We start from the raw sequence: 563 nt of genomic DNA, 5'->3' as shown, positions 1-563 counted from the left end.
AACAGCTCGATCTCCTCGCTGTCCACCGGCCTGAGCTCGACGGATAGCACGGTGTCGTCCCTGTCGACTTCGACCTCGACGGGCCTGTCGTCGGCCAACAGCTCGATTTCTTCGCTGTCCACGTCGACGTCGACGGGGCTGTCGTCGGCGAATAGCTCGATCTCCTCGTTGTCGACGTCGACTTCGACGGGCATCAGCTCGTTGTCGACCGGCCTGAGTTCGACAGATAGCACGGTGTCGTCCCTGTCGACTTCGACCTCGACCGGCTTGTCGTCGGCCAACAGCTCGATTTCTTCGCTGTCCACGTCAACTTCGACGGGCTTGTCGTCGGCTAACAGTTCGATCTCCTCGCTGTCCACCGGCCTGAGCTCGACGGATAGCACGGTGTCGTCGCTGTCGACGTCGACGTCGACGGGCTTGTCGTCGGCCAACAGCTCGATTTCTTCGCTGTCCACATCGACCTCGACGGGGCTGTCGTCGGCGAACAGCTCGATCTCCTCGCTGTCGACCGGCCTGAGCTCGACAGATAGCACGGTGTCGTCCCTGTCGACTTCGACCTCGAC

Annotated in this window: 1 protein-coding gene; it reads right to left on the bottom strand. The window is 62.0% G+C overall.

The annotated features are described in order from the left end of the window. Window positions 1-563, bottom strand: a 563-nt coding sequence (locus HWX36_RS36720) for a hypothetical protein (protein WP_208457851.1), incomplete at both ends; no start/stop codon positions are given.

This window comes from Burkholderia sp. BCC0405 (genome assembly GCF_902833075.1).
In the GTDB taxonomy this organism is placed as follows: Bacteria; Pseudomonadota; Gammaproteobacteria; order Burkholderiales; family Burkholderiaceae; genus Burkholderia.
The sequence above is the reverse complement of the archived record's forward strand: the minus strand, read 5'-3'. Positions and strand labels throughout refer to the sequence as shown.